The organism is Arthrobacter sp. B0316-5-4 (assembly GCF_059090325.1).
The window spans coordinates 208,869-232,777 of the sequence record NZ_JBNHFN010000004.1 but is presented as its reverse complement, the minus strand read 5'-3'; the positions used below and the strand labels follow the sequence as shown (position 1 = coordinate 232,777).

The window sequence follows — 23,909 nt, the reverse complement described above, 5'->3', positions numbered from 1 at the left end:
CTGCCCACTGAGGAGGCACAGATCATGGGGGATCTAGCAATAGATTTCTGTGGCGAATGGTACGAACCATCCGACGAGGACGTGTTCGACATCGGCCGCGAAGGCGACCTTGAGGTCGATGACAACCCGTACCTGCACCGGCGCTTCCTGCAGATTGCCCGTTACGACGGAATCTGGTGGCTCAGCAACGTGGGCAGCATGCTGTCCGCCACCATCGCGGACGGTTCCGGCGGCATGCAGGCCTGGCTGGCTCCAGGGGCTCGGATTCCGTTGGTGTTCAGCCACACCAACGTGATTTTCACGGCCGGTCCCACCACTTACGAGTTTGCAGTGCATTTGAAGACCCCGTCCTTCCGCCATGAGGCACGCGAAGAGGATCAGGCGGGCGACACCACCATCGGGCCCGTGGTTTTCACCGATTCGCAGAAGGCACTCATCGTTGCGCTGGCCGAGCCCATGCTTCGGCGTGACGGCACGGGTTTCAGCGCCATTCCCTCATCCGCGGAGGCCGCTAAACGGCTGGGGTGGGCACTGACCCGTTTCAACCGCAAGCTGGACAACGTGTGCGACAAACTGGACCGCGTAGGCGTGGTTGGCCTGCGCGGGGGAGCCGGGAAACTCGCCACCAACCGCAGGGCCCGGCTCGTTGAGCACGCCGTGACCTCGCACCTGGTGACGGCAGCTGACCTGCACCTCCTTGAAACCATGACTGGAGCCGACGAAGCATGAAGTTCCGCCTGACCCTGCGGCGTGACCCGGCGGAAGCCAAGGACCTCGCCGTCACAGTTGATGGCCGCGCCACCGTCGCGGACATCGCCACCGAGCTGTGGGCTGCGGACCCCGCGCGCAAGGGGACCGAACCGCCGTCGAACCTGTCCATCAGCGTCGATGAAGCGTTCGTTGGCGGTGGACTTTCCGGACATGTCCTCCGGCCAACCGACAACCTGCTGGAGTCGGGGCTACGGCCCGGATCCAAGGTCTCCCTTGCGCAGGTGAGCGAGCAGTTCGCCTCGAACGGCCACGCCGACGGCCACAACAGGGGACCGGCGGCGGCGACGTTGCGCGTTATGTCAGGGCCCGACGCCGGCCGCGAATTTTCGCTGCCTTTCGGTACCAGCTACATCGGCCGGGACCGGGACGTGGACATCCGCCTCTCCGATCCGCTCACCTCAAAGCGCCATGCGCGGGTCACAGTGGGTGAAACCGTCGAGATCGTTGACACGAACTCAGCCAACGGCCTGCTGATGGACGGGCTGCCCGTCACCCGGGCCACCCTTGGTTCCTCCGATACAGTGACGCTGGGTGACACCACCGTGGGCGTGGTTGCCTTATCGCGGAACCACAGTGGTGGACCGTCCTCGCCGCTGGTGGACTTCAACCGCTCGCCACGGGTGCTGCCCAGGTTCGAGTCACCCAAGCGGGTGCCGCCGGCCGGGCCGAAGCGTCCCGAGCACCAGCCGTTCCCGTACATCATGCTGGTGGCGCCGCTGCTGATGGGCGGCGTGCTTTTCGCCGTCACCCAAAACCTGCTCTCGGTGCTGTTCATGGCCATGATGCCGCTCTTCATCGTCGGCCACTACGTGGACCACAAGATGCAAAGCAAGCGCCAGGCCAAGGAAGGCCACAAACAGTTCAAGGCGGCCATGCTGGCCTTCCGTGAGGACATCGACCGGCAGCAAAACATTGAGCGGGCCGTCCGGCTGCAGGAAACGCCGTCCGTCAGCGACACCGTGGACGCGATCTATAAGCTGGGCCCGCTCCTGTGGACCAACCGGCCCGAACACCAGCACTTCCTGGGCGTACGGTTCGGGCTGGGCTCGGCGCCGTCCCGTATCCAATTTGAGGAACCCGGCGCGAACGAAACCGAACCCCAATACATGCGGGAAATCCAGGAGTGCCTGCAGCAGGTCCGCGTTATTGAGGGCGTCCCGATCGTTTCGCAGCTGCGCACCTCCGGGTCCTTCGGCGTAGCGGGCGATCGCAGTGTGGTGGATGACGTCGCACGCGGCGTGGTGCTTCAACTGGTAGGCCTGCACTCCCCGGCGGAAGTGGTTGTGGCGGCGCTGACCTCGGCCCGTTCACGGGAACGCTGGGACTGGTTGCAATGGCTCCCGCACGTAGGCTCGGGCCACAGCCCCCTCTCAGGGGACCATCTGGCGGCCGGCCCCGGGGCAGGCGCCGCACTGTTGTCCCGTCTGGAGAACCTCCTTGAAGAACGCGAGTCCATGGCCAAGGAACCGGGTCCGCAACTGCGTCCCGGCCTTAAGGACGAACACGAAGAGCTCCCTGGTCCCGTTGTTCCGGCGGTCCTGGTGGTGGTCGAGGACGATGCTCCCGTGGACCGCGGACGCCTCACCCGCCTGGTGGAACGGGGCCCCGACTACGGCGTCCACATCATGTGGGTTGCCGCGAATGTCCAGTCCCTGCCAGCGGCCTGCCGCGATTTCCTTTCCGTTGACGGCGACCACGGCACCACCACGGGCCAGGTCCGCCTGGGACGCCATACGTATCCGGTCAGTTGCGAAAGCGTCGATGCGGAGCTCGCGACGCAACTTGCGCGCATGATGTCACCACTGGTGGACGTCGGAAACCCGCTCGACGACGACTCCGACCTCCCGCGTGCCGTCTCCTATGCGACGCTGATCGGCAAGGAGTTGATGGACAACCCGCAGGCCGTTGCCGAGCGCTGGCAGGAGAACAACTCCGTCCACGCCACCGCCGTGCCGAACCGCAAGGACAACGGCAGCCTTCGCGCGCTGGTGGGTTCCAAGGGCGTGGAGCCGTTCTACCTGGACCTCAAGAACGAGGGACCACACGCCCTGGTGGGTGGAACCACCGGCGCGGGCAAGTCCGAGTTCCTGCAGTCCTGGGTCATGGGTATGGCCGCCGCCTACAGCCCGGACCGTGTCAGCTTCCTGTTCGTTGACTACAAGGGCGGCGCGGCGTTTGCGGACTGCCTGCACCTGCCACACACCGTAGGCCTGGTCACCGACCTTTCACCACACCTGGTCCGCCGGGCGCTGACCTCGCTGCGCGCCGAGCTGCACTACCGCGAACGCCTCCTGAACCGGAAGAAAGCCAAGGATTTGCTGGCGCTGCAACGCGAAGCAGATCCCGAAGCGCCGCCGTACCTCATCATCATCGTGGACGAATTCGCGGCCCTCGCCACCGAAGTTCCAGAATTCGTCGACGGCGTGGTGGACGTCGCCGCGCGTGGCCGCTCCCTGGGCCTGCACCTGATCCTCGCCACCCAGCGGCCCGCCGGTGTCATCAAGGACAATCTGCGCGCCAACACCAATCTCCGCGTTGCGTTGCGCATGGCCGACGAAGTGGACGCCGTGGACATCCTGGGCGTGCCCACCGCCGCCTACTTTGATCCTTCGATTCCCGGCCGTGGTGCCGCGAAGACCGGCCCGGGACGCATCCAGGGTTTCCAGACCGGCTACGCCGGTGGTTGGACCACGGAGAAGCCACAGCGTCCCCGCATCGACATTGTGGAGATGGCGTTCGGGTCCGGGCCCGCATGGGAACCGCCGTTGGACCAGCACGGAGAGGAAGAACCTGCCGGCCCCAACGACATTGCCAGGATGACAGGAAACATCATCCGGGCAGCTGACGTGTTGTCGATCCAGCCTCCCAGGAAGCCGTGGCTCAACGAACTCGCTATCACCTACGACTTCTCCAAGCTCCCGAACCCGCGAAGCGATGAGCGGCTCCTGCTGGGAGTCGCCGATGACCCCGCCCACCAGGACCAGCCCACCGTTTTCTACGAGCCGGACAAGGACGGCAACATGGCCGTCTACGGCACGGGCGGATCCGGTAAGTCGGCAGCTTTGCGCAGCATCGCCATCGCCGCGGCCGTCACACCCCGTGGCGGACCCGTGCACGTTTACGGAATCGACTGTGGTTCAAACGGCCTGAAGATGCTCGACGGTCTTCCACACGTGGGCGAGATCATCAACGGCGACGACGTGGAAAGAGTTGGCCGACTGCTCCGATGGCTCAAGGAAGTGGCTGACGATCGGGCAGCACGGTTTGCGGAGGTCCGCGCCTCTACAATCGTCGAATACCGCGAGCTGGCCAACAAGCCGGATGAGAAGCGCATCTTCATTCTGGTGGACGGTATGTCTTCCTTCCGTGAAGGGTACGAATACAGCAAGCTGTCCACGCTCTGGGACATCTTCCTGACCCTCGCCACGGACGGCCGTCCCCTGGGCATCCACCTGGTCGTGAGCGGTGACCGCACCAACTCCGTTCCGGCGTCGCTCCTTGCTTCCATCCAGAAGCGGTTGGTCCTTCGCCTCAGTTCCGAAGACGACTACATGACCCTTGACGTTCCCAAGGACGTCCTCAACGCCGCTTCGCCTCCCGGGCGTGGCTTGCTGGACGGACTGGAAGTCCAGCTCGCCGTCCTGGGCGGCAACTCGAACCTTGCCCTGCAGGCGAGGGAAGTGGCCAAGCTCAGCCAGGCAATGATCCGCCAGGGCCTCGAGCAGGCGCCCCAGATCCAGCGCCTGCCCGAACTGGTAGACCTGGACATCCTGCCCGGCGGCGCTCCGGATAACCCGGTCATCGGCGTCGACGACGAGACCCTCGGCCCCGCCGCCATTGCGGCCAAGGGTTCGCTCCTGCTTGCGGGACCCCCGGGTGCCGGGCGAACGGTGGCACTGGTCACCCTGGCATATGCGCTGCGCCGCTCCAATCCCCGAACGGACCTCATCTACATCGGGTCGCGGCGCTCGGCGGTTGCGGACCTGAACATTTGGAGCCGGTCCCTGGTGGGACCGGACGAGGTCTCTGATGTGGTCGACGACCTCATCGACAAGGCGTCGGATAATCCGGGCACCATGGCCATATTCATCGAGGGACTGACAGAGTTCACCGACACGTTGGCCGAGTCCGGCGTCGGCCGGCTGGTCACGGCAGCGATCAAGGCCGACCAGTGGGTGGTAGGTGAGTCCGAAACGTCCACCTGGTCGCAGGCCTGGTCCCTCGCCCAGCCGTTCAAGTCCGGGCGTCGCGGGTTGCTGCTGAACCCAGGAGATGTGGAGGGCGATTCGTTGCTTAACACCTCGCTTGGCCGTGTCAGCCCGGACTTCATTCCGGGCCGCGGGTACATCGTGGGCCGCGGAAAAGTACGCAAGCTCCAGATCGCCATGCCACCCGAGAACCGGGGCTAGGATTTGCCGACGCGTAGGAGGATGTAGGAGGATTTCTCGAAACACCCCCAATTTCGGGGCGCCCCAACGCCCCAGCTGAGGTTACTTTCATGAGACACTCCGTTGTCCCTGCCGTTTTCCTGGCCGCTGGCTTGCTGCTGGCACCGGCCGGCGCTGCCCAGGCCGTCCCCTGTGGAGGGAAGCTGACCTGCGCTCCCACCGGGGGAGTGGAGGGCCCGACGCCGACCCAACCGGGGCTGGCTCCCGAACTGGATCAGAAGCCCGCACCCAAGCCGGAGCCGACCCGTGTACGCGAGACCCAGCCCGCGCCGCCACCGGTTGCGCCCGCCCCTCCCGTGCAGGTTCCCCAGCAGCCGCCGGTGACGCAGTTCGTCACCGTGGCACCCCAGGTGGCCAACCCGGTACAAAGCACGCCGGAACCAACTCAGGCCCTTGAAACCACGGCGGCGTCAGCAACGCCGTCGGCAACTCCCTCAGCGAGCCCCAGCACCGCAAGCCCGAGTCCCTCTAAGTCCTCCAACTGGAACACGCCCGTGGACAAGGGCCATGCGACGCAGGCCGCAGTGTTGGCATCGAACTCCTTCACCGGGCCCAACCTGATGGGCTTGTTCGGCATCTTGGGTGGCGTGCTGCTGGTGGGCCTGGGCGGATTGGGATTCGCGCTCTGGAGCAAGAACCGGCTCTCCTCCCACTAGCAGCGCTTTAATGTCGGTCGCTTGCGGCAAGATAGACCTGTGAGCACACCAGAAATCGCGAATCCGGTAGAAACCACAGGTGAAGGTGCGGCGGCCGCCGTCGTCGAAGCGGAAGGGACCCCGCCTTCAGGGTCGTTGCGGGACGAATATGAGCAATTAGCCGACCTCGTCCGCAAGTACCGGTATGCCTATTACCAGGAAGACTCACCCACGGTCTCGGACGCAGAGTTCGATGAACTCTACCGTCGCCTTGAGGAGCTGGAAGCTCTTCATCCGGAGCTCGTCTCCAACGATTCCCCCACGCAGGAGGTCGGTGGGGAAGTCTCATCGGCGTTCGCCGCAGTGGAGCACCTGCAGCGGATGTACAGCCTTGACGACGTCTTTTCGCTGGATGAACTCGAAGCGTGGGTCCGCAAGGCCGAAGCATCCGTCGCGAAGCTCGGTGACAGGGTGCCGCCTATCCACTGGCTGACGGAGTTGAAAATCGATGGCCTCGCCGTGAACCTCCTGTATCGGGACGGCAAGCTGGTGCGCGCGGCCACTCGCGGCGATGGCACCACCGGGGAAGACATCACTCACAATGTCCTCACCATCAAGGAGATCCCCCGGGAACTCAGCGGCTCCGGTTACCCGACGGAAGTGGAAATCCGGGGCGAAGTGTTCATCCCCTCCAAGGGGTTCACGGAGTTCAACCAGAGCCTTGTGGCCGCGGGCAAGGCTCCCCTCGCCAACCCACGCAACGCGGCCGCGGGCTCCCTGCGGCAAAAGGATCCGGCCGAAACGGCGAAGCGTCCGCTGAGCATGTTCGTCCACGGCATCGGCGCCCGTGAGGGACTGGATGCGACCAGCCAGTCGGAAACGTACCAATTGCTCGCCGAATGGGGGCTGCCGGTCAGTCCCTACTCGAAAGTGCTGGACACTTACGAAGGCGTCCTCGAATTCATTGCGCACTACGGCGAGCACCGCCACGACCTCCTTCACGAGATCGACGGCATCGTGGTCAAGATTGACGATTTCGCCACCCAGCGCGCCCTCGGCTACACCTCCAGGGTGCCCAGGTGGGCGGCGGCGTACAAATACCCGCCGGAAGAAGTGCACACCAAGCTCCTGGACATCATGGTCAACGTCGGCCGGACCGGGCGGGTCACGCCGTTCGGCCTGATGGAGCCCGTGAAGGTCGCCGGTTCCACAGTGGGCATGGCCACCCTGCACAACCAGGACGTCGTCAAGGCCAAGGGCGTCATGATCGGGGACATCGTGATCCTGCGAAAGGCCGGCGACGTCATCCCCGAAATCGTTGGCCCCGTCCTGGCCTTGCGGGACAAGCAGGACCCGCCCGTCCGCGAGTTCGTGATGCCCACCGAATGCCCTTCCTGCGGTACGCCACTGGCGCCGTCCAAGGAAGGGGACGTGGACATCCGCTGCCCCAACGCCAAGTCGTGCCCGTCCCAGTTGCGGGAGCGCGTGTTCCACGTCGCCAGCAGGGGTGCGTTCGACATTGAAGCGCTGGGCTGGGAGGCGGCCGTTGCACTGACCCAGCCTGCTGAGCCGGAAACCCCGCCGCTGACCAGCGAGGCCGGACTGTTCAGCTTGACGCGCGAGGACCTTGCCGATGTCCTGATCCGCAGGGAAAAGCGTTCCAAGGGCGTGGGCACGGGGGAGTTCGAACTCGTCCCGTATTTCTACACCAAGGGAACCGCCAAGTCCCCGTCCAAGCCGACGGCGACCACCGAGAAACTCTTTGTGGAACTGGAGAAAGCCAAGAAGCAGCCCTTGTGGCGCGTGCTGGTGGCACTCTCCATCCGCCACGTCGGCCCTACCGCTTCCCGTGCACTGGCCACAGCGTTCGGCAGCATGCACGCCATCCGTAACGCCACCGAGGAGCAAATGGCGCACGTGGACGGAGTGGGCCCCACCATAGCCGTGGCCCTCAAGGAGTGGTTCGCCGTGGACTGGCACAACGAAATCGTGGACAGCTGGGCTGCTGCGGGAGTCCGGATGGAGGATGAGCGCGACTCTTCAATGCCGCGGACACTTGAAGGCCTCACCGTGGTGGTCACCGGAACGCTTCCGAACTTCAGCAGGGACGAGGCCAAGGAAGCCATCATCATCCGCGGTGGCAAGGCGTCGGGATCCGTCTCCAAGAACACCAGCTACCTCGTGGCCGGCGAAAGTGCAGGGACCAAGCTGGACAAGGCCGAACAGCTGGGGGTTCCCGTGCTGGACGAGGACGGCTTCCGCGAGCTGCTGGCCAACGGGCCGGCGACGACGGACGTGGAACCGGACAACGCGGAGGCCGCGGTTCCTGACCCGATAGCGGAGGCAGCATCCGAATGACCGATGCATTGGAGCTGCTCGCTGTGGCCAAACGCGCCGCTGCTGCCGGCGCAGCTGTCCTTGCCCGTCGGTCCGTCACCGGGACCGGCGGGGAAGGCCTGGAAACCACCAACAAAGGGGAAGCAGGCGACTGGGTCACCGCTTTCGACGTCGCGGCGGAGAACGCGGTCCGCGACGCTATCCTGGCCGAACGCCCCCGTGATGCGCTGACGGGGGAGGAGCACGGAACCACCCGGCCCCAGGACCATTCAGGGTATCGGTGGTCCATTGATCCTCTGGACGGAACCACCAACTTCATCCGCAACATCGTCTACTACGCAACGTCCGTTGCCGTGGCGGACTCCGACGGCGTGTGGCTGGCCGGAGTGGTGCACGCGCCGGCACTGGGCCGGGTCTATTCGGCTGCCCGCGGACACGGGGCCTGGGTGGAAGCTGGTGGTCACTCAACACGGCTCGAAGGTCCGGTACCTGGGCGGAAGGGGCTGATCCTGGCCACGGGTTTCAGTTACGATCCCGCCACGCGCGCAAGCCAGGTGGAGGGACTGGGCGCGGTGATGGACGGTTTCGCCGATGTCCGGCGCCTGGGGTCCGCGGCACTGGATCTTTGCATGGTGGCGGATGGCACCTTTGACGCCTACGGGGAACGTGGGCTCAACGAGCACGACTTCTCGGCGGGTGCGCTGATCGCTGAAGAGGCAGGCTGCTGGGTGCGACGGCCCCGGCTTCGAAGCCCGCTCGACGGCGGACCCAGCACCGAGGACCGCTTGGCGGCGTGGATGTGCGCCGGGGCGTTGGAACTGTCCGGCAAATTCCCTTTGTGACCACCGCCCTGTGATCACTACTCTCGCCATCGCCAACTACCGTTCCATCCGGGACCTTGCCATGGAGTTGCACGGCCTGGATGTCGTGACTGGAGCCAACGGCAGCGGCAAGTCCTCGCTGTACCGTGCCTTGCGGCTGTTGGCCGAATGCGCCGGCGGGGATTCCGGAAACGTGGTGGGTTCCCTGGCCAGGGACGGCGGTTTGTCGTCCACGTTGTGGGCCGGGCCGGAGTCCATCAGCGAAGCCATGCGGCGCGGCGAAGTTCCCGTCCAGGGAACGGTCCGCCGGGAATCCGTGAACCTGAAACTGGGCTACTCCGGTGACGACTTCGGATATTTGGTGGACCTCGGCATGCCGGTTGCCAGCGGCTCCGGTTTTGATGAAGCCACTGGCAGGCCCCGGCCCTCGGCGTTCAGCCTGGACCCCGAGATCAAAAGGGAGCAGATCTTTTCGGGACCCGTGGCACGCCCGGGTTCGCTGTTGGTTGATCGCAAGGGAAGCCTCGCCAAACTGCGGGAACCCGGCGGGGAATGGACCGAGCTTTCACGGCGGCTCGATACCTTCCAGAGCATGCTGACAGAAGTCTCGGACCAGGACCGGGCCCCGGAAGTGTTGCGTGTCCGGGACTCGGTTCGATCCTGGCGGTTTTACGACCATTTCCGCACCGACGCAGATGCTCCCGCCCGGCAAGCCCAGATCGGCACGCGAACACCTGTGTTGCACCATAGTGGACGGGACCTGGCGGCCGCTCTCCAGACGCTGCGGGAGGTGGGCTTCGAGCGTCAGCTGGATGCCGCCGTCGACCACGCCTTTCCCGGAAGCCGCCTGGAGATCGCCGTCAACGACGGCAGGTTCAGCGTGGAGCTTCGCCAACCCGGGATGCTGAGGCCCATGAAAGCCGCCGAACTTTCAGACGGTACGTTGCGCTTCCTGTTGCTCACGGCAGCGCTCCTGACGCCGAGGCCGCCGGAACTGATGGTCCTGAACGAACCGGAGACAAGCCTCCACGTGGACCTGATGCCGGCACTGGCTGGATTGATTGTCCAAGCCAGTGCCAGCAGCCAGATGATCGTCGTGACCCATTCCGAGGCGCTCCTCAAGGCCCTTCGCGACAGCGGCGCTGCGCACGAGCATGAGCTGTATAAGGACCTGGGCGAAACCAGGATCAAGGGTTTGGGTTCCCTGGAGGGTCCGCTGTGGAGCTGGCCCAAGCGCTAAGGTGCCCCTGGCCGCTCTAGAAAGCTGATCCGATGGAGGTGAGCGCCTGGGCTTCGGCGTGGGCGTACTGGCTTTCCGGCCGCGCCAGTCCGTAGTGTCCACGCAACGTGGAGGCCGTGTATTCGGTGCGGAAGAGGCCGCGCTGCTGAAGGATCGGCACCACCTGGTCCACGAAGACCTCCAGTCCGGAGGGAAGGACGGGCGGCATGATGTTGAAACCGTCCGCAGCTCCTGCGAAGAACCAGTCCTGGAGGGCGTCCGCCACCTGCTCGGGGGTGCCGGAGAAGGTGCGGTGTCCACGGCCACCACCCAGACGGCCGATCAGTTGCCGGACGGTGAGTTTCTCGCGGCGGGCCAGTTCCACGATCAACGTGTACCGGCTTTTGGCTCCCTCGATTTCATCTTCGGAGGGAAGGTTCGCGGGCAACTGACGGTCCAGCGGAAGGTCTTCTGGGGACAGCCGGAGGGTCTTGGCGAGTTGTTCCCGCGCGTATTCGGGCTTGATCAGTTCGTCGAGTTCGCGCTCCAGCTTCAGCGCTTCGGCCTCTGTGGAGCCAATCACCGGGACGATGCCGGGCAGGATCTTGATGCCCTCGGGGTCACGACCCACGGCAGCGGTGCGTGCTTTCAGGTCCGAATAGAACGCCTGCGCGTCGGCGAGGGTTTGGTGGGCGGTGAAGACTGCTTCCGCGTACTGTGCTGCGAGGGTTTTGCCGTTCTCCGATGATCCCGCCTGCACAATCAGGGGGTGGCCTTGGGGGGAGCGCGGGACGTTAAGCGGACCCCGGACCCGGAAATGCTTCCCTTCGTGGTCGATGACCCGGATTTTCGTGTCGTCGCCCCACACGCCCTCGGCTTTGTCCGCGAGTACGGCGTCGTCTTCCCAGCTGTCCCAGAGTTTCCGGGCCACCTCGATGAATTCGGCGGCCCGTTCGTAGCGGACAGCATGGGCGGGTTGATCGTCTACACCGAAGTTGCGTGCGGCGTCAGGTCCGGCAGTGGTGACCACGTTCCAGCCTGCCCGGCCACCGCTGACCCAGTCCACGGACGCGAAGCGGCGTGCCAGGTTGAAGGGGTCGTTGTAGGTGGTGGAAGCTGTGGCGATGAGCCCGATCTTCTGCGTGACCGCCGCAATGGCGGTCAGCAAAACCGTGGGCTCCAATTTGCCGGCGGGACGGCGGCCCACTTCCCCAAACAGGACCGGGGAATCGGCGAAGAAGATGGAGTCCAGCTTTCCGCGTTCGGCTGTTCGGGCCAGGTGCTGGTAATGCTCAACCTTGGTGACGGCCAGTGGATCGCTCTCAGGCAGGCGCCAGGACGCTTCGTGGTGGCCAGTGCTCATGAGGAAGGCGTTGAGGTGAAGGTGGCGCTGTGGTTCAGTCATGGGGTTCTCCTCGGTTCATACCGGATGGGGGAGGCAGGCTGTGGTGTGTGGCAACTCAAGCACGCCCCCAACGGACTCCGCCAGCGCTCCGACATGTGCCCGCAACAGCACGAAACCGGGGTTCACCGCGCGCAATCCGGCTCAATTCGACGCCACGGAAGGCAACACAAAAAGCCAGTTGCTGGAGCGGACGCAACCCGGGCAACCGGCGTCGTGCCTTCTGTTCATGACTGATAGTTCCGTCACGGAAAGCGCTGTTTGGTGCGTGGCATGCATGCTGCCCGACTACCATTGGTAGGTGCTTTCGCCGATTACCGTCCGTCCCGCCCTGCCCGAAGACTACGACGCCGTTGCCCGCATTACGCAGGACTCCTACGTCACCGCGGGGTACTACGGTGACGCCGAACACCCGTACCTGCAGAAACTCCAGGACGTGGCGGGCCGGGCAGAGCACGCCGACGTGCTGGTGGCTGAGCGTGACGGAGAGGTTATCGGGTCCGTGACCGCGGCTCCGGCCGGTGGCGGCTTCTCGGACATCGGGCTGGAGGACGAACTGGAACTGCGCACTCTCGTGGTGGACCCGGCGGTCCAGCGTTCCGGGGCAGGCCGTGCGCTGGTCCAGGCTGTCGTGGACCAGGCCAAGGCCATGGACGGGATCAACGCGGTATCCCTGACCACGGGTGCGACGTGGGAGAGTGCCAATGCCCTTTACGCCCGGACCGGCTTTGACCGTGCCCCGCACCGGGACTGGTTCGTGCCCGGCACCGACATAAAACTGTTCGTTTACAGGCTCGAGCTCGGGCAGTCATAAAGTTTCCTTCGAAGCGCCGGTCACCGGGCCGGGCGCAACGACAGGAAGGCGCGGCATGCGCAAGACATTCGGCACGGGTTCGGTCTGGGAACAGACCCTTGGCTACTCCCGCGCGGTCCAGGTGGACAACACCCTCTTCATTTCCGCTACGGCAGCATCCGGCGAAAACGGCATTGTTGGCGATGATTTTTACTCGCAGACCACGTTCATCCTCGAAAAGCTTGGCTCGGTGCTCCAGGACGCCGGCTTCTCCTACGAGGACGTCGTCCAGTCCAAGCTGTACCTGACGGACATCAGCAAGTGGGAAGACGCCGGCCGAGCGCACGGCGAGGTCTTCGGCGAGATCCGTCCCACGCTGTCCCTTGTCCACGTGCTGCCGTTCCTGGACCCGAAAATGTTGGTGGAGATCGAGCTCGTAGCGCAGAAGTCCGCGTAGCGCGCCCATCTGAGGCGTAAAAAACGTACCCGCCTGGGTCAGCCCGGGACGCCGTACCGGTGTTCCGGGCGGCCCGTGGTTCCGTAGCGCAGTTGGATCTCGACGGCGCCATCATCGGCGAGCGATGACAGGTACCTTTGGGCCGTGGCGCGGGAAACGCCGACGCGCTCCGCGACTTCCGCAGCGGAGTACTGTTCGCCGGGAAGCAAGGATTCCAGGACCGCGGCTTCGGTGGCGGATCGGGGTTTGGCCGACGGCGCTACGTCCCCTGGTATGAGGGAGCGTTTGGCCCGTTCGATGGTGCCCTGGTCTATGCTGGGCTGTTGTCCGAGGATCCTGCGGTAGCGGGCGTAGGACCGAAGCTGTTGGGACAGGGTTTCGGCGGTAAAGGGCTTGAGCATGTAGCCCAAGGCGCCGCGCCGCAGGGCAACCCGGACGGACTGTGCGTCCGAGGCGGCAGTCAGCATCACGGCGTCAACGTCCAGTTGCCCCAGCAGGTCGAGGCCGGAACCGTCGGGCAGGTACACGTCCAGCAGCACCAGGTCCGGACGAAGGCTATGGATCGCCTGCAGAGCCTGGGATACCGATCCCGCCGGCGCCAGGGCCATGAAGCCCGCAACCGAATCGACGTACGCCGCGTGGAGCCTTGCGACGTGGAAGTCGTCATCAACGATTAGCACCCTCAGATCCTCAACCACTGAGGTCCTCCCTTTCCGTTGAGCCTGTGGGGCCTTCGGCATCCATGACCCCGGGAATGGTGGCCATGAAGACCGCGCCCGGGCCACCCTCGCTGCCGTGATCCAGGACGCGGACATCGCCTCCGCGCCTCCGCGCGAGTTGCCGCACCAAAGCCAGCCCCAATCCTTGTCCAGCCCCCGAGCGTACCGGTTGTGCCGACGTCGTGAATCCTTCGGCGAAGACTTCCTCGGGGTCCAGGTTCCCCAAACCGTCGCCGGAGTCGCCCACGACAAGGTGCAGGGTGCCGCCGGCCGCGGCCGGGTCGTCCAGCAGTTCCACTTCCACCCAACGTTCCGCGGCGGAACCGGCGACGGCGGCACTCACCGCATTGTCTATCAGGTTGCCGAGCACCGTGGTCACGTCCTGTGGATCGGCGACGTGTCCGCGGACCAATGTCTCCGGCCCGACGCGCAGGGTCACTCCGCGTTCGGACGCCTCCACTCCCTTGGCGCCGATAAAGGCCTGCAGGTAGGCGTCCTGCAGGAGTTCGGCCTGCTCAACGGGAAATTTCAGGGGACCGGTGGCGGAGATCCTTTCAAGGTATTCCTTTGCGGAATCGTGTTGTCCGATGCTCATGAAACCGGCGATGGTGTGGAGTTGGTTGGCGAACTCGTGGCGTTGGGCGCGGAGGGCCGCGGACATGGTCCCAACGGCGTCCAGCTGGCGTGTCAGTTGCTGCAGCTCGGTACGGTCGCGGAGCATGACCACCCAGCCGAGGTCCTCTTTCCGATGCCATGCCTTGCGCGCACTGGCCACCAGAACCCTGCCGCCCGCCACGATCTCTACGGGTTCGGCATCCCGCGCTGCAGGTTGCGTCAGCTGCTTGAGCTGTTCGGGAACGTCCGCGGTGGCCCAGTCCTGGCCGGTGGCGTCGGGGAGGTCCAGGAGGCGGGAGGCGGCTGCGTTGAAGACGGAGATCCGCCCGTCGGCGGCTATGCCGATCACGCCGTCATCCACACCCTGCAGGACAGCCACCTGATCGTGGACCAGGGTGCTGATTTCTTCGGGTTCCAGGCCCAGGGTGAGTCTTTGGAGCCTGCGGCGAAGGAGGAATGAGGCAAGGACGCCGGCAAGGAGAGCTCCGCCAGCGGTTAACGCGATGGGCAGGATGTCCCGTCCCAGGCTGTTGCTGAGGGACTCCATGGAATAGCCGACGCTGACTTCGCCCACGATGGTGCCGGCAGTGTCGGGCGAGTAGACGGGTACTTTGGCCCCGGCCGAGGGGCCCAGCGTGCCCGTATTGCGGGTGGTGATTTCCTTCCCTGCGAGGGCAACGGAGGGGTCGGTGCTCACGCGTTCACCCAGCCGGGCGAGGTCGGGGTGGGCCAGGCGCAGGCCTGTTTCGTCCGTGATGACGACGAAAAGGGCTCCGGTGCGCACCCGCACCGCTTCGGCCGCAGCCTGGAGCGGCCCGACTGCCAGCACACCTGCCGGCGGAGTGCCTTCTTCCTTGCTGATCTCCTGGACGGTGGTCCTGATGTCCGGATCCGCCGCTACAGTCCTGGCGAGGGTGAGGGCCTGGTTTTCGGCTTCGTCGCCGATCCGTCCGTAAACCAACCAGGCATGGACGGCGCCGCTGAGCAGGACCACCAGCAGGACCACGCCGAGTTGGAGGAGGAGGGTTTGGGTGGAGAACCGCATACCCACCTTGCTGAAAACCGGCACCTTTGCTCCTTTCCTCCTGCTCCATTGAAGCACTGAGCACAATGCGCAAAACGTGCGCAATGAGCACTATCCTGAACAATTCTCCGAAACCCCGGTCCGTGATCGGCGCCACCCTATTGTCTGTAGTGCGCATCACATCGATGTGGTGCCCTTCACAGTAGTAAAGGAGCCGGCCATGCTGGTTTTGCTTGGATTCGCAATGATTGCGGTATTCATGGTCCTGATCATGACCAAAAAGTTGACGCCGGTTCTGGCGCTGATCATCGTCCCCACCATCTTTGGTCTCTTCGCAGGGGCAGGCTTGGGCATCGGGCCCATGGTCATGGATTCGATGAAGTCCATGACGTCAACGGCCGCGCTCCTGATGTTCGCCATCATCTACTTCGGATTGATGATCGACGTCGGGCTCTTCGACCCTTTGGTCAAGTTCATCCTCCGCAAGCTCGGGAACGACCCGGCAAAGGTTGTCCTGGGCACTGCGATCCTGGCCGCAGCGGTCTCCCTCGATGGTGACGGTTCCACCACCTTCATCCTCACCACCGCCGCGATGCTCCCCGTCTACCTGCGACTCAAGATGAGCCCCGTGGTCCTCACCTGCGTAGCCGGCCTCGCCAACGGAACCATGAACATCCTGCCGTGGGGTGGCCCCACTGCCCGCGCTGCCACTGCGCTCAAGCTCGACGTCAACGACGTCTTCGTTCCGATGGTCCCCTCGCTCATTGTTGGGCTGATCGTTGTGATGGTCTTCTCCTGGCTGCTCGGCCTGCAGGAACGCAACCGCCTCCGCTCGGTCGCTCCGGAGATCTGGGGCGACGTCGCCGATCCTGCTGACGCGTTCGACGGCGGCACGGGCCGCGGCGGTTCTGTCGCCGGCGGCTCGGGCTCCGGTAAGGGCCGCTTCGGATTCGGCCGCACCGGCTCAACTGCCCCCGTTGGCAAGCCGGGCACCGGCGGAGGTTCCGGCGTCGCAGTCCTGGAACGCACCGAAGTACTGGTGGACGACCACGACGCCGCCATGGCCGACACCGCGCTGGACCCCAACCGCAAGACCCTGCGCCCCAAGCTGTTCTGGTTCAACCTGGTACTCACCGTGGCCGTCATGGTCACGCTGGTAGCCAACATCGTTCCCCTGCCGTTCGTCTTCATGGTCGGCTCCGCAATCGCACTGCTGGTCAACTTCCCCAAGGTCAAGGACCAGGGCGCCCAGCTGATCGCCCACGCACCGTCGATCGTCGCCGTCGTCAGCATGGTCATGGCGGCTGCCGTCCTCACCGGTGTCCTGAACGGCACGGGCATGGTCAAGGCGATGTCCGAGTGGCTGGTCCAGATCATCCCCGCCGAGATGGGCCCGTTCATGGCCATCATCACAGGCGTCCTGAGCATCCCGATGACGTTCTTCATGAGCAACGATGCGTTCTACTTCGGTGTCCTGCCTGTTCTCAGCGAAACCGCAGCGCACTACGGTGTGGGCGCAGCGGACATGGCCCGCGCCTCCATCACCGGCCAGCCCTTCCACCTGCAGAGCCCGCTGGTCCCCGCGATCCTCCTGCTGGTGTCGCTGGCAAAGGTGGAACTGGGTGACCACCACAAGAAGGTCCTGTGGCGGACGGCAGTCATCTCGATCGTGATGCTGGCTGTCGGAGTCCTGACCGGAGCCATCGGCGTCGGCTGACCGACGTGGTGGCAGGAGTGCCCGGCCACCACGTTGACGGTAAATGATCAGCCTGCCGGGTTCGTAGCCTGGCAGGTCTGGTCATTTGCCGTTTGTGTGGGGATGTTGCCTTGCGTGGTGCTTTGGGTCGGCTTGTCGCCGGAAACGAAGTCTGCACCGGCGTAGAGCTGCACGCCTTGGATACCTGTCACCTGCTGGACGCTTGCTGCCGGGAGGCCGAACATCCCGGCGATGTCCGCCGCGACGTCGGCGAAGCCGGCCTGGTAGTACACCATGGTCTGGGCGCGGGGTTGGCCCTGCAGCCGGACGGTCTTGGTGTAGCCAGCAGCCGTGACCAAGGCCGCGATTGCGTTGCTTCTGCCTGAAACACCGGTTCCGTTGGCAATGCTGATGGGCTGGAGTGCTTTGTCAAAGGCAGGTTTCGCTGCGGAGCTTGACGGCGCGGGGGAGGGAGTTCCGGCTTGTGCCAGGTCCGCACTGTTCCTGAGTGCAGCAAAGAGATTCGACGCCGCGGGTTCATCCAGTCCGAGCCTGTTGGGATCGGACGGGGCCGGGACAGTGGGCACCGTGATGAAGTCCACCTTGGCGGGGTCGATGTTCTTGAGCCGGTCGCCAATAGTCAGTAAGGCACGAACCGAGGCCAGGCCCGTGTCCACCGTCAGGTTCTTGGTCATCGTATCGGCAATGCTCAGCAGCTTCTGGGGGTCCCCGAGCGTCCCCTCGGACTTCAGTTTCCTGGTGAGGGAGCCCAGGAAGGACTGCTGGGCCTTGATGCGGCCTAGGTCTCCGCCGTCGGCAAAAGCGTGGCGCGTCCGGAGGAAAGCCAAGGCCTGGTCGCCTTGCACTTGGGAGGTCCCCTTGGGGAGGTGAAGGCCTGAATCGGAATCGTCGACGGCGGAATTGACGCACACGTCCACCCCACCCACCGTGGTGGTCAGCTCTTTGACTGCGTTGAAGTCGGCCATCATGAAATGGTCCACTTCCAGCCCGGTGAGCTTGTTGACGGTGTCAACGGCGCAGCCGATTCCGGCTTCGGCCATGGCGCTGTTGATCATCACGCCCGGGCGTGCGTCGTGCTGCTCGTTGCTTGCCTGGTCCTTGCATGCGGGGACGTCCACCAGGAGGTCCCGGGGAAAGCTGATGACGTTCACGTGGTTGTTGTCCGCGGAGATGTCCACCAGCATCATGACATCCGACTGCCCATAGCCGGAGGACTGGTCCGCAGTTCCGTACTGGCTGTTCTTACCGACTGCAGCAGCAACCACAATGACCCCAATCCGGAGCCAGCGGGGGCGTCTGCGGCGCGCTACACCGGTACTTTCCTCGACGAGGCTTCCTTGTCCGGGGTAGCGGGGAGAGTCACCATCCGGTGAGTTGGGGGCGGGGCGTTCGTGGCGACCGATCACGGCACTGGCCTTTCCTCTGGGCGGGGGCGGCCCTATGCTACTGAGCGATTCTGGGAAATACCCAAGCGCGCCCATAGGCGCCTATCATTTCTCTGTGCCGCCCTTTGATGTCCTCGTCAGCGCCTGGCAGATCGACTGGGCAGCTGTGATCATGATCAGTTCTTTCGGCGTGCTCTACGGTCTTGGACTGAAGTCTGCCGCCGCCAATGGCCACCGCTGGCCCCTCTGGCGTACCGTCGCGTTCTATTTCCTGGGGCTTGGATCCTTGGCTGTACTTACCTGCGGGTTCCTGGGAGTCTATGGCTCAGAGCTGCGGTGGGCCTTCACGGTCAAGGTCTCCGTGCTCCTGTTCGTCGTACCACTGCTGATCGGATTGGGCAGGCCGATCTCACTGGCCCGTGCCGCCCTGCCTGCCTCCGGCATTGAGAGGCTGAACATCGTCCTGGCCCATCCCGCCGTGCGTTTCGTCAGCAACTCGCTTGCCGCGCCGCTCCTGGGTTTGGCGCTGTTCTCCACATTCCTGACCCCTGCCTTCCACACCCTGCGGGCCGATCCTTTGGCCCAGGCTCTCCTGACCTTCCTGATTCCGTTGCTGGGCCTTCTCATGGCGCTGCCCATCATTGAGGAAGCCGACTTCCAGCGGTCCAGCGCCTACATCACCCTGGAGTTCGTCTTTGTCTTCATCGAGCTCCTGGTTGATGCGGTCCCCGGCATCCTGCTCCGCCTCAACGGGCAGGTGCTCGACCATGTCATGACGACGCAGGCGGCGTTGGGCTGGTTCCCGGATCCCTTGCGTGACCAGCAGTTGGCGGGGGATGCTTTGTGGTTTATCTGTGAAATCGTGGACCTGCCGCTCATCATCCTGATGTTCATCCGGTTTTCGCGCAGCGACAAGCGTGAGGCCCGGGGCTTCGACGACCTGACCGACGAGCAACTGGAAGAACTGAACGCCCAACACCTTCGAGGGCGCTGAAAAGGAGATCGTCATGCCTGACCTTCGCACCGGCCTACCTGCGATATGGGCCGACGGTCTGGGACGGGCCAGCATCCGCTCCGTCCAGGCCCTGACGGTAGGGGCATTGGCCTGGGCCGTTATCTGGGCGCTGACCCGGGTGCCATTGGTGTTGATCCCGCTCACGATCGCGCTGATCCTGGCCGCTGCGATCGCGCCGCTGGTGCGCTGGCTTGCCCGGCACGGTTGGCCACGCGCCCTAGCCGTGCTGGCCTCGTTCGTGGGAATCCTTGTGGTGTTCGGCGGGATTGTTACGGGGATCGTGTTCCTCATCCGGGCACAGTCGAAGGATCTGACAGCGAAGGCGGTTGCCGGCCTCGACCACCTCCACGAATTCCTGACCTCCGGACCAATCCCGGTGAGCGACGCCCAAATCAACGACACCCGCGAATCGGTACAGCGGTTCTTTACCTCCAGCTCGTTTGGCACGGAGGCGCTGACCGGGGCACGGACGTTGGGGGAAATCCTGGCCGGAATGGTGCTGATGGCTGTGATCCTGTTCTTCTTCCTCAAGGACGGGCACAAGATCCGTAACTTCCTCATCGGCTTCCTGCCGGCCGAACGCCGCCCCAAAGCGCACATGGCCATCGAACGCAGCGCAGTCGTCCTGGGCGGATACGTCCGCGGAACGGCCATCGTTGCCGCAACGGACGGGATCATCGTTGGGGTGGCCTTGGCCATCCTGGGCGTTCCCTTGGCGTTGCCGCTGGGCGCCTTTGTCTTCATTGGAGGGTTTATCCCCATCATCGGCGCCACAACCGCGGGAACCTTGGCGGTCGCCGTCGCCCTGATCTCCAACGGTCCTGTGACGGCCCTGATTGTGCTGGCCGTCGTTATCGGTGCAAACCAGCTGGAACACCACCTCCTGCAACCCATCCTGATGGGCAGGGTCCTCAGCATTCACGGCCTGGCGATCCTGCTGGCCCTTGCTGCCGGCACCATGATCGCCGGAATCGTGGGTGCACTGCTCGCCGTTCCCGTCACCGCCGTCGGATGGACCGTCTACAAGACGCTGTCCGAGCCGGAACCCAAGCAGGAACCTGAACCAGGACCGGACGCTGAAGCAGTTGCGGCAGAGGGCTGACCGAGCCGCGTGCCCGGCCAAGTAGACTGGTTCGGAAAACCATTTGAACTTTGCAGGGGAGATCCATGGCTGCGATCAACCGTGACGACGTCGCGCATCTTGCGCGTCTGGCTCACATTGAAATGAGTGCCGAAGAACTGGACAGGATGGCCGGCGAGCTCGCTGTCATCGTCGATTCAGTGAAGTCCGTCAGCGAAGCCGCGGGGGAGGACGTGCCGGCCACGTCGCACCCGATTCCGTTGACCAACGTGTTCCGTGAGGACGTTGTGGGCCACACGTTCACGGCTGAGCAGGCGCTGTCCGGTGCTCCGGATGCGTTCGAGAACCGTTTCAAGGTCCCGGCAATCCTGGATGAGGACTAATTACTGATGACTGAGCTGAAGAACGAACTCATCCGCCACTCCGCTGCCGATCTCGCAGCCAAGCTGGCCTCCCGCGAGGTATCCGCTGTTGAGGTGACGCAGGCGCACCTCGACCGGATTGCCGACGTCGATGGCCAGGTACATGCCTTCCTGCACGTCAACACCGAGGAAGCCCTGGCAGTTGCCGCCGAGGTTGACGCCGCCCGCGCTGCCGGCGGTGCCGCTGCTGAGGAACTCCATGCCCTCGCCGGCGTGCCCATCGCGGTCAAGGACCTGATTGTCACCATCGGCCAGCCCACCACCGCTGGTTCGAAGATCCTCGAGGGCTGGCACAGCCCGTACGACGCCACCGTGGTGAAGAAGCTGCGCGCAGCCAAAATGCCGATCCTGGGCAAGACCAACCTGGACGAATTCGCCATGGGTTCCTCCACGGAGCACTCGGCTTTCGGCCCTACCCGCAACCCGTGGGACCTTGACCGCATTCCGGGCGGTTCGGGCGGTGGCTCAGCGGCCGCCGTCGCCGCTTTTGAGGCCCCGCTGGCACTCGGCACGGACACGGGTGGCTCCATCCGCCAGCCCGGCGCCGTCACTGGAACTGTTGGCGTGAAGCCGACGTATGGCGCTGTTTCCCGTTACGGCGCGATTGCCATGGCGTCGTCGCTGGACCAGATCGGGCCGGTATCACGCACCGTCCTGGACTCCGCCTTGCTGCAGGAAGTCATTGGCGGACACGACCCGTTCGACTCCACGTCCCTGACCGACCCGTTCACCAACCTGGTTGCTGCTGCCCGCATTGGCAACGTTGCAGGCATGAAGATCGGCATTGTGAAGGAACTTCACGGCGAGGGCTACCAGGCCGGCGTCGAGAACCGTTTCAACGAGTCCCTCCAGTTCCTCAAGGATGCCGGCGCGGAAATCGTTGAGGTTTCCTGCCCCAACCTGAAGTACGCCTTGGGCGCCTACTACCTGATCATGCCCTCCGAAGTGTCCAGCAACCTGGCCAAGTTCGACGGCGTGCGCTTCGGTTTGCGGGCTCTGCCCAAGGATGGTCCGATGACCATCGAGCGGGTCATGGCTGCCACCCGCGCCGCAGGTTTTGGTGACGAGGCCAAGCGCCGCATCATCCTTGGCACGTACGCGCTGAGCGCGGGCTACTACGACGCCTACTACGGTTCGGCCCAGAAGGTCCGTACCCTTATCCAACGTGACTTCGACGCCGCGTTTGCCCAGGCCGATGTCCTGATCTCTCCGACGGCGCCCACCACGGCGTTCAAGCTGGGCGAGAAGCTGGACGATCCGCTGGCGATGTACCTGAACGACGTTGCGACGATTCCGGCCAACCTGGCCGGCATCCCGGGTCTGTCGTTGCCGGGCGGCCTCGCCGACGAAGACGGCCTGCCTGTTGGCATCCAGTTGCTGGCCCCGGCCCGCGAGGATGCCCGCCTGTACCGCGTGGGTGCGGTCCTTGAATCCATCCTTGAAGAGAAGTGGGGCGGCCCGATGCTCGCGCAAGCACCGGATCTGGGCGCCGTATCCAACACCGCCGGAGGTTCCAACTAATGTCCGTCGACGCAACCCTGAGCTTCGAAGAGGCCATGGAGAAGTACGATCCCGTCCTGGGGTTCGAGGTCCACGTGGAGCTCAACACCAAGACCAAAATGTTCTCCTCCGCCCCGAACGTCTTCGGTGACGAGCCGAACACCAACGTCAACGAAGTAGACCTCGGCATGCCCGGTGTCCTCCCGGTGGTCAACAAGACCGCAGTGGAGTCATCCATCAAGATCGGCCTCGCGCTGAACTGCAAGATCGCCGAATCATGCCGTTTCGCCCGGAAGAACTACTTCTACCCGGACACCCCCAAGAACTTCCAGACCTCCCAGTACGATGAGCCGATCGCGTATGACGGGTACCTCGACATCGAGCTGGAGGACGGCACTGTCTTCCGCGTGGAGATCGAACGCGCACACATGGAGGAGGACGCCGGAAAGCTGACCCACATGGGTGGCGCCGCCGGCCGCATCCAGGGCGCCGACTACTCACTGGTGGACTACAACCGGTCGGGTGTTCCCCTGGTGGAAATCGTCACCAAGCCGATCGAGGGCGCCGGAAGCCGCGCACCCGAACTGGCCAAGGCGTACGTTGCGGCTGTTCGCGAAATCGTCAAGAACCTTGGGGTTTCCGACGCCAAGATGGAACGCGGCAACGTCCGCTGCGACGCCAACGTCTCCTTGCGCCCGCACGGCCGGGAACGCTTCGGTATCCGTTCGGAAACCAAGAACGTGAACTCGCTGCGCGCCGTCGAACACGCCGTCCGCTACGAGATCCAGCGGCACGCCGCCGTTCTGGATTCCGGCGAGCCGGTCATCCAGGAGACGCGCCACTGGCACGAGGATACGCGTTCGACGACGTCGGGCCGGCCCAAGTCCGACGCTGACGATTACCGCTACTTCCCGGAGCCCGACCTGGTTCCCGTTGTCGCTTCCCGTGAATGGGTGGAGGAGCTCCGCGCCACCTTGCCCGAGCCGCCGGCCGAGCGCCGCAAGCGCCTCAAGGAAGCCTGGGGCTACTCCGACCTCGAATTCCGCGACGTCGTCAACGCGGGCGTCATGGACTCCATCGAGGAAACCATCGCAGCTGGTGCCTCCGCTGACGTGGCCCGCAAGTGGTGGATGGGCGAGATCGTTGGCCGCGCCAAGGTCGCCGACGTCGAACCCTCTGAACTCGGGGTCACCCCGCAGGTGATCGTTGAGCTCAACAAGCTCGTAGAAGACGGCAAGATCAACAACAAGATGGCCACCCAGGTCCTGGACGGCGTTCTCGCCGGCGAAGGTGCCCCGGCTGAGATCGTCGAGAAGCGCGGTCTGGCAGTTGTCTCCGACGACGGTCCACTTCTGGAAGCCATCGACGCCGCACTGGCAGCACAGCCCGACGTCGCGGACAAGATCCGTGGCGGCAAGGTCCAGGCCGTTGGCGCCATTGTGGGTGGAGTCATGAAGGCCACCCGTGGGCAGGCTGACGCAGGCCGTGTCCGCGAACTGATCCTGGAGAGGCTCGGCGTCGAGGGCTGATCCCTTGGCTTGAACGGCG

Annotated in this window: 18 protein-coding genes; 14 read left to right on the top strand and 4 right to left on the bottom strand. The window is 64.5% G+C overall.

Translation table 11 applies throughout. The features are described 5' to 3' along the window. Positions 1 to 24 precede the first annotated feature (24 nt). From AC5RU9_RS13120 to AC5RU9_RS13095, 6 genes are all read left to right on the top strand, one after another. Complete coding sequence (locus AC5RU9_RS13120; protein WP_211711143.1) at positions 25 to 729, top strand: hypothetical protein; 705 nt, start codon at positions 25 to 27, stop codon at positions 727 to 729. Further along, positions 726 to 5,180: a type VII secretion EssC family protein gene (locus tag AC5RU9_RS13115; RefSeq protein ID WP_494016776.1), complete on the top strand. Its 4,455-nt coding sequence runs from the start codon at positions 726 to 728 to the stop codon at positions 5,178 to 5,180. Before AC5RU9_RS13120 ends, AC5RU9_RS13115 begins: the two co-directional genes overlap by 4 nt. A gap of 89 nt (positions 5,181 to 5,269) precedes the next feature. Next, complete coding sequence (locus tag AC5RU9_RS13110; RefSeq protein ID WP_494016775.1) at positions 5,270 to 5,875, top strand: hypothetical protein; 606 nt, start codon at positions 5,270 to 5,272, stop codon at positions 5,873 to 5,875. Positions 5,876 to 5,914: 39 nt separating this feature from the next. Beyond that, entirely contained in the window at positions 5,915 to 8,212 is a 2,298-nt protein-coding gene (gene ligA / locus AC5RU9_RS13105) for an NAD-dependent DNA ligase LigA (RefSeq protein ID WP_494016774.1), read from the top strand. Then, positions 8,209 to 9,033 (top strand): inositol monophosphatase family protein, encoded by an 825-nt coding sequence (locus AC5RU9_RS13100; RefSeq protein ID WP_494016773.1) that lies wholly within the window; start codon positions 8,209 to 8,211, stop codon positions 9,031 to 9,033. The genes ligA and AC5RU9_RS13100 overlap by 4 nt, the downstream gene beginning before the upstream one ends. 10 nt (positions 9,034 to 9,043) lie before the next feature. Continuing rightward, complete coding sequence (locus AC5RU9_RS13095; protein ID WP_211711138.1) at positions 9,044 to 10,252, top strand: AAA family ATPase; 1,209 nt, start codon at positions 9,044 to 9,046, stop codon at positions 10,250 to 10,252. A gap of 16 nt (positions 10,253 to 10,268) precedes the next feature. On the opposite strand, the gene AC5RU9_RS13090 is transcribed toward AC5RU9_RS13095, so the two are convergent. Then, complete coding sequence (locus AC5RU9_RS13090) at positions 10,269 to 11,636, bottom strand: LLM class flavin-dependent oxidoreductase (RefSeq protein WP_494016772.1); 1,368 nt, start codon at positions 11,634 to 11,636, stop codon at positions 10,269 to 10,271. Positions 11,637 to 11,934: 298 nt separating this feature from the next. On the opposite strand from AC5RU9_RS13090, the gene AC5RU9_RS13085 reads away from it, so the two are divergent. Further along, the gene (locus tag AC5RU9_RS13085) at positions 11,935 to 12,447 is read left to right on the top strand and encodes a GNAT family N-acetyltransferase (protein ID WP_211711136.1); all 513 of its coding nucleotides are present in this window, start codon (positions 11,935 to 11,937) and stop codon (positions 12,445 to 12,447) included. 55 nt (positions 12,448 to 12,502) lie between these two features. After that, complete coding sequence (locus AC5RU9_RS13080; protein WP_211711135.1) at positions 12,503 to 12,883, top strand: RidA family protein; 381 nt, start codon at positions 12,503 to 12,505, stop codon at positions 12,881 to 12,883. Positions 12,884 to 12,921: 38 nt separating this feature from the next. Here the strand turns inward: AC5RU9_RS13080 and AC5RU9_RS13075 are convergent, their stop codons facing one another. Then, positions 12,922 to 13,581 (bottom strand): response regulator, encoded by a 660-nt coding sequence (locus AC5RU9_RS13075; RefSeq protein ID WP_211711134.1) that lies wholly within the window; start codon positions 13,579 to 13,581, stop codon positions 12,922 to 12,924. Continuing rightward, entirely contained in the window at positions 13,574 to 15,262 is a 1,689-nt protein-coding gene (locus AC5RU9_RS13070) for a sensor histidine kinase (RefSeq protein WP_494017129.1), read from the bottom strand. Before AC5RU9_RS13070 ends, AC5RU9_RS13075 begins: the two co-directional genes overlap by 8 nt. Positions 15,263 to 15,461: 199 nt before the next feature. Between AC5RU9_RS13070 and AC5RU9_RS13065 the strand changes: the two genes are divergently transcribed. Further along, positions 15,462 to 16,958 carry a CitMHS family transporter gene (locus AC5RU9_RS13065; protein WP_494016771.1) on the top strand — a complete coding sequence of 499 codons (1,497 nt, stop codon included), beginning with the start codon at positions 15,462 to 15,464 and terminating at the stop codon, positions 16,956 to 16,958. 47 nt (positions 16,959 to 17,005) lie between these two features. Here the strand turns inward: AC5RU9_RS13065 and AC5RU9_RS13060 are convergent, their stop codons facing one another. Further along, positions 17,006 to 18,364, bottom strand: coding sequence for an LCP family protein (locus tag AC5RU9_RS13060; protein WP_494016770.1), 1,359 nt, complete (start codon positions 18,362 to 18,364; stop codon positions 17,006 to 17,008). A gap of 94 nt (positions 18,365 to 18,458) precedes the next feature. Between AC5RU9_RS13060 and AC5RU9_RS13055 the strand changes: the two genes are divergently transcribed. The 5 genes from AC5RU9_RS13055 to gatB all read left to right on the top strand — a co-directional run bounded on the left by AC5RU9_RS13055 (position 18,459) and on the right by gatB (position 23,890). Continuing rightward, a complete protein-coding gene (locus AC5RU9_RS13055) occupies positions 18,459 to 19,337 on the top strand; it encodes a cytochrome c oxidase assembly protein (RefSeq protein ID WP_494016769.1) in 879 nt (292 codons plus the stop codon). A gap of 13 nt (positions 19,338 to 19,350) precedes the next feature. Next, the gene (locus AC5RU9_RS13050; protein WP_211711131.1) at positions 19,351 to 20,460 is read left to right on the top strand and encodes an AI-2E family transporter; all 1,110 of its coding nucleotides are present in this window, start codon (positions 19,351 to 19,353) and stop codon (positions 20,458 to 20,460) included. Positions 20,461 to 20,525: 65 nt separating this feature from the next. Next, positions 20,526 to 20,822, top strand: a complete 297-nt coding sequence (gatC, locus tag AC5RU9_RS13045) for an Asp-tRNA(Asn)/Glu-tRNA(Gln) amidotransferase subunit GatC (RefSeq protein ID WP_211711130.1) — start codon at positions 20,526 to 20,528, stop codon at positions 20,820 to 20,822. Positions 20,823 to 20,828: 6 nt separating this feature from the next. After that, positions 20,829 to 22,382 (top strand): Asp-tRNA(Asn)/Glu-tRNA(Gln) amidotransferase subunit GatA, encoded by a 1,554-nt coding sequence (gene gatA, locus AC5RU9_RS13040; protein ID WP_494016768.1) that lies wholly within the window; start codon positions 20,829 to 20,831, stop codon positions 22,380 to 22,382. After that, complete coding sequence (gatB, locus tag AC5RU9_RS13035; RefSeq protein WP_211711128.1) at positions 22,382 to 23,890, top strand: Asp-tRNA(Asn)/Glu-tRNA(Gln) amidotransferase subunit GatB; 1,509 nt, start codon at positions 22,382 to 22,384, stop codon at positions 23,888 to 23,890. Before gatA ends, gatB begins: the two co-directional genes overlap by 1 nt. The last annotated feature ends 19 nt before the right edge of the window (positions 23,891 to 23,909 follow it).